The organism is Kitasatospora sp. NPDC054939 (genome assembly GCF_053610105.1).
In genome coordinates, this window is the sequence record NZ_JBSGXP010000008.1 from 83,580 (window position 1) to 91,009 (window position 7,430).

8 protein-coding genes are annotated in these 7,430 nt (G+C 73.5%); 5 read left to right on the plus strand and 3 right to left on the minus strand.

What is annotated here, in order from left to right; all coding sequences use genetic code 11:
• Nucleotides 1–181: 181 nt before the first annotated feature.
• The 3 genes from ACWGB8_RS04460 to ACWGB8_RS04470 all read left to right on the plus strand — a co-directional run bounded on the left by ACWGB8_RS04460 (nucleotide 182) and on the right by ACWGB8_RS04470 (nucleotide 2,161).
• Nucleotides 182–976 (plus strand): TetR family transcriptional regulator, encoded by a 795-nt coding sequence (locus ACWGB8_RS04460; RefSeq protein ID WP_452210159.1) that lies wholly within the window; start codon nucleotides 182–184, stop codon nucleotides 974–976.
• Nucleotides 977–1,129: 153 nt separating this feature from the next.
• Complete coding sequence (locus tag ACWGB8_RS04465) at nucleotides 1,130–1,321, plus strand: DUF1918 domain-containing protein (RefSeq protein WP_452210161.1); 192 nt, start codon at nucleotides 1,130–1,132, stop codon at nucleotides 1,319–1,321.
• A gap of 48 nt (nucleotides 1,322–1,369) precedes the next feature.
• The gene (locus ACWGB8_RS04470; protein ID WP_452210162.1) at nucleotides 1,370–2,161 is read left to right on the plus strand and encodes a DedA family protein; all 792 of its coding nucleotides are present in this window, start codon (nucleotides 1,370–1,372) and stop codon (nucleotides 2,159–2,161) included.
• On the opposite strand, the gene ACWGB8_RS04475 is transcribed toward ACWGB8_RS04470, so the two are convergent.
• Nucleotides 2,158–2,898: a PIG-L deacetylase family protein gene (locus ACWGB8_RS04475; RefSeq protein WP_452210164.1), complete on the minus strand. Its 741-nt coding sequence runs from the start codon at nucleotides 2,896–2,898 to the stop codon at nucleotides 2,158–2,160. The genes ACWGB8_RS04470 and ACWGB8_RS04475 overlap by 4 nt on opposite strands.
• Before the next feature lie 253 nt (nucleotides 2,899–3,151).
• Between ACWGB8_RS04475 and ACWGB8_RS04480 the strand changes: the two genes are divergently transcribed.
• Together ACWGB8_RS04480 and ACWGB8_RS04485 are read left to right on the plus strand one after the other, a co-directional pair.
• Nucleotides 3,152–4,183 carry a zinc-binding dehydrogenase gene (locus tag ACWGB8_RS04480; protein WP_452210166.1) on the plus strand — a complete coding sequence of 344 codons (1,032 nt, stop codon included), beginning with the start codon at nucleotides 3,152–3,154 and terminating at the stop codon, nucleotides 4,181–4,183.
• 54 nt (nucleotides 4,184–4,237) lie between these two features.
• Nucleotides 4,238–4,642 (plus strand): MerR family transcriptional regulator, encoded by a 405-nt coding sequence (locus tag ACWGB8_RS04485; RefSeq protein WP_452210168.1) that lies wholly within the window; start codon nucleotides 4,238–4,240, stop codon nucleotides 4,640–4,642.
• Between the two features lie 164 nt (nucleotides 4,643–4,806).
• On the opposite strand, the gene glmS is transcribed toward ACWGB8_RS04485, so the two are convergent.
• A complete protein-coding gene (glmS, locus tag ACWGB8_RS04490; protein WP_452210170.1) occupies nucleotides 4,807–6,633 on the minus strand; it encodes a glutamine--fructose-6-phosphate transaminase (isomerizing) in 1,827 nt (608 codons plus the stop codon).
• 87 nt (nucleotides 6,634–6,720) lie between these two features.
• Nucleotides 6,721–6,996, minus strand: coding sequence for a hypothetical protein (locus ACWGB8_RS04495; protein ID WP_452210172.1), 276 nt, complete (start codon nucleotides 6,994–6,996; stop codon nucleotides 6,721–6,723).
• Nucleotides 6,997–7,430: the final 434 nt, after the last annotated feature.

Consider the following 7,430-nt stretch of genomic DNA (forward strand, 5'->3'; position numbering starts at 1 on the left):
CGGTGTACGGCACCCGTACACCGTGCGGAACGCGTACGAGCACCGTACGGAGAGCGCACGCACGTCGTGCGGAGTCCGCGCACCGTGCGGCGAACGCCGTGCGTACGGTGCGCAAAACCGCCGCACAACCCTCGCACCGGCGATTGGCCGCGCGAACAGCGGATGCGGCACAGTGGGCGCCATGAGGGCGGACACGCGGAGTCACGGACCCGCCGGACAGAGCGATCAGCACGGACATCCCGGACAGCACGAGCACAGCGAGCAGAGCGCGCACCCCGGGCAGTCCGAGCAGCGGATCCCGCTCGCCCCGAACGGCGGCACCACCAGGCGCCGTCCGGTGCAGCAGCGCAGTCAGGAGCGCTACGAACGGATGCTCGACGTCTGCGCCGCCCTGCTGGACGAGTGCGGGCCGACCGGGCTGACCACCAAGGAGGTCGCCCTCCGTGCTCGGGTGCCGATCGGCACGCTGTACCAGTTCTTCGGCGGCAAGGAGGACCTGCTCGGCGCGCTCGCCGCACGGAACCTGGAGCAGTACGTCCGGCGCCTGGACCGCCGGCTCGCCGCGGAGGCGCCCACGCAGCTCTCCGGCTTCTCCGATCTCGCGGTCGAGGAGTTCGTCGCGATGAAGCGGTCCGTGCCCGGCTTCCGGCAGATGGACTTCGGACTGGCCGGCGGCCCGCTCCCCGGCCGGTTGCGGAACGAACGGCACCTGCTCGACCGCGAGGTGGACAACAACACGGCCGTGGCGCTGCGCCTTCGGGCGCTCGGCGGCGAGCTGTTCGCCGCCACGGATCCGGCCGCGCTGAGCATCGGGCTGCGGGTCGCACTCGAGGCGGCGGACGCGGTGCTGCAGCTGGCGTTCCGCACCGACCCCCAGGGGGACCCGGCGCTCATCGCGGAGTGCAAGCGCCTGGTCCGCTGCTACCTGGCCGACCGGCTGGGCGGGCAGCCGGACGGGCGGCCCGACGGCGGCTGAGCGGAAGCCGCGCGGGTCCGCCCCTCCCCCGCGCCTCGGCTTCCGTTGCGAGTCCGCCCCCTCCGCAGCAGAGTGGAAGCAGGACAGCACCAGCGCTGGGCCGTGGGGCAGGTGCCGCGGGTCAGCCGTCCGTCTCTACCCGAGGAGCAGATCGTGCACGCAGCGGTAGGTGACCAGCTCCACATCCACAGCAGATCGGTGGGCATGGTCGACCAGAAGGGCGAGATCACCGAGGTGCGCGGGGTCAACGGCGAGCCCCCGTACGTGGTCCGCTTCGACGACGGCCACGAGGGGCTGGTCTATCCCGGCCCGGACTGCAGCATCGAGCCGAAGAAGCCCAGCTGAGGCGCGGGCCCGCCGCCCCGCGTCCGATGCGCGCGGGGCGGCCCTGACGTGTCCGATCCCGCCGCTGCGCTCCCCGGACCGCTCGCCGCCCTGGCCCCGCTGCTGCGGGACTGGGGCTACTTGGCGGTCGCCGGGCTCGTCCTGCTGGACAACTGCGGGATCCCGGCACCGGGCCAGACCGTCCTGGTGCTCGCCGCCGTGTACGCCGGGACCGGGCAGCTGAGCTTCGCGGCCGTCCTGGTCATCGCGTTCGCCGCTGCGTCGATCGGCAACAGCCTGGGCTACCTGATCGGCCGGACCGGCGGGCGCAGCTTCGTCCACCGCTGGGGCCGGTACGTGCTGCTCACGCCCGCCCGGATGGCCCGCGCGGAGGGCTTCTTCGACCGGCACGGCGGCAAGGTCGTCACGGTGGCACGCTTCGTCGACGGGCTGCGCCAGACCAACGGGATCATCGCGGGGACGACCTCGATGGCCTGGCGACGCTTCCTGCCCTTCAACCTGCTCGGTGCGGCGCTCTGGGTGGGCGTCTGGGGGACGTTCGGCTACCTGGCGGGCGCCAACATCGGCGCGGTCTACCGCACGGCCGTCCGCTATCAGCTCTGGCTGCTGGTGGCCCTCGGCGTCCTGGTCGCGGCCTTCGCGGTCCGCCACCTGGTGGCCCGGCGCCGCCGCATCCGCCGTGGCGAAGCTGGCGGCACCGGGGGGAACGCGGGCACCGGGGACGGCACGGCGGACGAGGGCACCGAGCCCACCGACACCACCGAGCCCACCGACACCAGCAGCACCGTCAACGGAAGCCGAGGCGAGAACGGCACCAAGGGCACCAACGGCACCGCCTAGCCCAGCGGGAACACCTCGAACGGCACCGCGAAGCGCGTCCCGAGCCGGCTGCCCGCGCCCCGTCCGAAGCCCTCCAGGAACTCCCGCGGGTCCGCCATCGCGCCGCCGAGGCCGTTCAGGTACGCGCGGTGCTCCTCCAGCGAGGCGACGCCGAGGTCGAAGTGGTCGCTGGTGTCGACCGCGTGCCGCGCCTCGGGCGAGGCGACCGCCCAGACCTCGCGGACGCCGTGCCACGGCTCGTGGCCCTCCTCCAGCAGCTCGCGGAAGACCCACCGGTTGGCCGCGTCGCGGACGGCGTCCAGGGTGGCCCGGCCGACGGCGATGTGGTCGGCCTGGTTGAGCAGCGTCCCGCCGTAGGTCTCGCGGAAGTTGCTGGTGATGACGATGTCCGGGCGGTGGCGGCGGATCGTCCGGGCGAGGTCGCGGCGCAGCGGCAGCCCGTACTCCAGGACGCCGTCGGGGTGGCCGAGGAATTCGACGGTGTCGACGCCGACGACGGCCGCGGAGGCGATCTGTTCGGCCTCCCGGAGGGGGCCGCATTCGTCGGGGTGCAGGGAGTCGATGCCCGCCTCGCCGCTGGTGACCATCACGTAGACGACCTTCTTGCCCTGGGAGGTCCAGCGGGCGACGGCGGCGGCTCCGCCGTACTCCATGTCGTCGGGGTGGGCGACGATCGCCAGGGCGGTCTGCCAGTCCTCGCGGACGGCCTCGAACGGCTCCGGTGCCTGCTCGCTCATCGGTGGTACTGCCTCTCGCTCGTACGTGCTGCCGGGTGGTAGGCCTGGTGCGTGCCGCTGCGACTCTAGGAGATCACCCGGCGCGACCTGAAGATCATCAAGCCGAATCATCAGGCCGAACGGCCCGTCAGTCCGGCTGGTTCCCGATGCAGTTGCGCCGGGGGCTTGCCCCTGACCCGCGCGTCAGGGGTTAGCGTCCCGGCACCGCGGTGGCCGGTCGGGCCGCCGCCCGAGGACAGGTCGGGTGTCGCCGATGTCCCTCCCCCGTTCGTCCCGCGAGGTCCGCCTGGTCGCTGCCCCGGACGGGCTGCCCGCGCCGGAGCACTTCGCCCTGGTCGAGTCGCCGCTGCCCGTGCCGGGTCCGGGCCAGGTGCTGTTGCGCAACCGCTGGTTCCTGGTGTTCCCGGGACTGCGGACGCTGATCGGCGGTGAGTTGGAGAACGTGCCGCTTCCGCAGCTGCGTCCGGGCGACACCCTGATCGGCCCGGCGGTGGGCGAGGTGGTGTCGGCGCCGGACGGCGGGCCGCTGCGTCCGGGCGATCTGGTGCTCCACCTGTACGGCTGGCGGGAGTTCGCGGTGGTCGACGCGGCGGGGCTGACGGCGCTGGGCGACTCCCTCCCGGACCCGGTCGCCCACCTCTCGCAGGGGGTGTCCGCGTACGCGGGGCTGCGGCACCTGGCCCGGGTGCGGGAGGGCGATGTGGTGCTGGTGACCGGGGCGGCGGGGGCGGTCGGCTCGTTGGCGGGCCAGATCGCCCGGCTGCTCGGGGCGGGACGGGTGGTGGGCACCACGGGCTCCCCGGCCAAGGCGGAGCGGCTGACCGCCGAGCTCGGTTACGACGCGGTGGTGCTGCGCGACGCGGGGCCGCCGGTCGGGTCGGTCGCGGCGCAGTTGGCGAAGGCGGCACCGGACGGGATCGACGTGGTGCTGGACACGGTGGGGGGCGAGCAGCTGACGGCCGCGCTGGATGCGGCGCGGCCGGGTGCGCGGTTCGCGTTGATCGGGGCGCTGGCGGGGCAGTTGGCACCGGGGCGGCGGGGCGGCAGCGCGCCGGTGGAGATCGACACGTTCCGGCTGGTGACCAAGGGGGTGTCGCTGCACGGGTTCAGCAGCAGCGGGAGCGCGGCCGTGGAGCCGGAGTGGCGGGAGCGGTTCGGCGGCTGGCTGCGCGAGGGGCGGATCAGCTTCCCCCGGACGTTGGTGGCGGGCATCGATCGGGCGCCCGGGGCGTTGCCGGAGTTGCTGGCCGGTCGCTACTTCGGGACGGCCGTCGTGGAGTTGTAGCCGGTCCGTCCGCCCCGTGGGCGGCGGGCCGCGGGGCGGACAGGGGTGGAGCGGATGCGGATCGGTGACGCGGCGGCAGCGGCGGGGACGACCCCGAGGGCGCTGCGGTTCTACGAGCAGCGCGGGCTGCTGCCGCCGCCGGCCCGGACGGCCTCGGGCCAGCGGGAGTACGGCGAGGCGGAGGTGGACCGGGTGCGGGTGATCCGCAAGCTGCTGGCGCTCGGTCTGACGGTGGAGGACCTGCACAGCCGGGCGGACCGGCTGTACCTGCTGGACTCCCGGTCCGAACCGACGCCGTGCGCGGTGACGGCGGGGGCGGGGAGCTTCGCCCCGGTGGTGGCGCACCGGCTGGCGGCGCTGGACGCCGAGATCGACCGGCTCACCCGTCTGCGGGAGAGCCTGGCCCGGGCGACCGCGGAGGCGGCGGCCGACAGCCGACAGCTGACGGCTGACGGCTGACGGCTGACGGCTGACGGCTGACCACCGGACGTACCCCGCCCCCGGGCCGGATCCCGACCGGACGGACCGGGCTCGCGCCCGCACCCGACCCGCGATCCCGCCAACCTCCAACCGCCAACCGCCAACCACCAACCACCAACCACCAACCACCAACCACCGTACGGCTACTCGACGGTGACGCTCTTCGCCAGGTTGCGCGGCTTGTCGACGTCCCGCTTCAGCGCGACCGCCGCATGGTAGGCGAGCAGCTGGAGCGGGATGTTGAGCAGCAGCGGGTCGAGTTCGGGCTCGTTCTTGGGCACCAGGATGGCGTGGTCGGCGAGCTTGGCCTCGGGCCGGCGGTGTCCGACGGCGATGACGCGCCCGGAGCGGGCCTTGATCTCGCCGAGGGTGGTGAGGTTCTTGTCGAGCAGTTCGTCGTCGGGCACCAGGGCAACGGTCGGCAGTTCGGGGCTGATCAGCGCGAGCGGGCCGTGCTTGAGCTCGCTCGCCGGGTACGCCTCGGCGTGGACGTAGCTGATCTCCTTGAGCTTCTGCGCGCCTTCGCGGGCGACGGGGTAGCCGCGGGTGCGGCCGATGAACATCATCCCGGCGGACTCGGCGTACTCGGCGGCGAGTTCGGCGATGGCGTCGCTCTGCTCCAGGATCTCGCGGATCTGGCCGGGCAGCGCTCGCAGGCCGTCGACGATGCGGCGGCCGTCGGCGGGCGAGAGGTCGTGGATGCGGCCGAAGTGGAGGGCGAGCAGCGCGAAGGCGACGACGGTGGAGGTGAAGGCCTTGGTGGAGGCGACCGAGATCTCGGGGCCGGCGTGCAGGTAGATGCCGCCGTCGCATTCGCGGGCGATGGCGCTGCCGACGGTGTTGACGACGCCGAGGACGCGTCCGCCCTTGCGCTTGATCTCCTGGACGGCGGCGAGGGTGTCGTAGGTCTCGCCGGACTGGCTGACCGCGACGTAGAGGGTGTCGGCCTCGATGACCGGGTTGCGGTAGCGGAACTCGGAGGCGGGTTCGCTCTGTGCGGGGATGCGGGCGAGCTCCTCGATGAGCTGGGCGCCCATCTCGCCGGCGTAGTAGGCCGAGCCGCAGCCGAGGATCTTGACCCGGCGGATCTCGCGCAGTTCGCGGGCGTCGAGGTTGAGGCCGCCGAGGTGGGCGGTGGCGAAGCGCTCGTCGAGGCGTCCGCTGAGGGTGCGCTCGACGGAGCCGGGCTGCTCGTGGATCTCCTTGAGCAGGAAGTGCTCGTAGCCGCCGGTGTCGTAGGAGTCGATCTCCCAGTCGACGGTGGACGGCTGGCGGTGGGTGGTGCGGGCGTCGGCGGTGAAGGTGCGGAAGCCGTCGGCGCGGACGGTGGCGAGTTCGCCGTCCTCCAGGTGGACGACCTGGCGGGTGTAGCGGACGAGTGCGGAGACGTCGGAGGCGGCGAACATCTCCTTCTCGCCGATGCCGAGCACGATGGGGCTGCCGTTGCGGGCGACGACGATGCGGTCGGGCTGTTCGGCGTCGAGGACGGCGATGCCGTAGGTGCCGACGACCTTGCCGAGCGCGGCGCGGACGGCGTCCTCCAGTTCGACGCCCTCGACGGCGTGGGCGGCGATGAGGTGGGCCAGCACCTCGGTGTCGGTCTCGGAGCGGAAGACGGCGCCGTCGGCGGCGAGGCGGGCGCGCAGTTCGTCGGCGTTCTCGATGATGCCGTTGTGGACGACGGCGATGCGCTCGCGGTTGTCGAGGTGGGGGTGGGCGTTGGCGTCGCTGGGGACGCCGTGGGTGGCCCAGCGGGTGTGGCCGATGCCGGTGGTGCCCTTGAAGCGGGCGGGGACGTCGGCGGCGAGGTCGGCGACCCGGCCCTTGGTCTTGCGGGTCTTGAGGCCGCCGGTGCGTCCGGTGACGGCGATGCCGGCGGAGTCGTAGCCGCGGTACTCCAGTCGCGCCAGGCCCTCCAGCAGGAAGGGGGTCGCATCCTTCGGGCCGATGTAGGCCACGATTCCGCACATCTGGGTGGACTCCTAGAAGCAGTGACGAGGGTGGGTTCGCGCGGGGCGGTGGGGACCGGTGCGCGCGGGCGGCAGGGTGCCCGGCGGTCAGCCGTAGACGATGCGGCGCAGCTGCCGGGCGGAGAGCTCGGGTGCCGCGACGCGGCGGGCGGGCAGTTCGTCGGCGAGCCGGGCGAAGATCTTCTCGTTGGTCAGGCCGCGTGCCTGCAGCTCGCCGTGGCGGCGGCGGACGTATTCCTCGGTGGTCTCGGAGAAGTACGCCAGGACCTCGGCGACGACCCGCGCGGCCTCCCGGGGCCCGAGGGGGCTGGTCCGGGTGAGGTGGGCGAGCAGGTCCTCGTGCGGGTGCGGTGAGCTGGACACGAGTGGGGAGCCTAGGCGGGGGCTGGGGCGTTGATCAAAGATCCTGCCCGAATTCGGGCAGATCTTAAGACTTTCAGCTCAACGCTCGGGCGATCCGGCCCCCGGACGGCCCGACGCACCTCTGCCCCGACCGCGGACGGGCACGCAGCGTGATGCTCCGGTTACGGTCGTGCGCTGCCCGGTCGGCGGGCGCCGACCGGGGCGCTGACCGAAACGCCGGCGCCCGGCACGGATCCGCAGTCGGTGCGGCCGGGGGCCGAGCCGGCGCTCGATCCGAACACCCGGCTGACGGACTACGGAATGGACCTGCGGCCCTGAGGCACCGTCGGCCTCCGGACCGCGTACCGCTGGCAGGCCACGCCCCGCCCCACGCCCACCCCGCGCTGCCCGCCGACCACCGCCGCGGCCCGCGGCCCCGCAGCCGGGGTCCCGAT

Coding starts and splice junctions, on each gene's coding strand:
- ACWGB8_RS04460 (WP_452210159.1), top strand. CDS start 182: ATGAGGGCGGACACGCGGAGTCACGGACCCGCCGGACAGAGCGATCAG.
- ACWGB8_RS04475 (WP_452210164.1), bottom strand. CDS start 2,898: ATGAGCGAGCAGGCACCGGAGCCGTTCGAGGCCGTCCGCGAGGACTGG.
- ACWGB8_RS04480 (WP_452210166.1), top strand. CDS start 3,152: ATGTCCCTCCCCCGTTCGTCCCGCGAGGTCCGCCTGGTCGCTGCCCCG.
- ACWGB8_RS04485 (WP_452210168.1), top strand. CDS start 4,238: ATGCGGATCGGTGACGCGGCGGCAGCGGCGGGGACGACCCCGAGGGCG.
- glmS (WP_452210170.1), bottom strand. CDS start 6,633: ATGTGCGGAATCGTGGCCTACATCGGCCCGAAGGATGCGACCCCCTTC.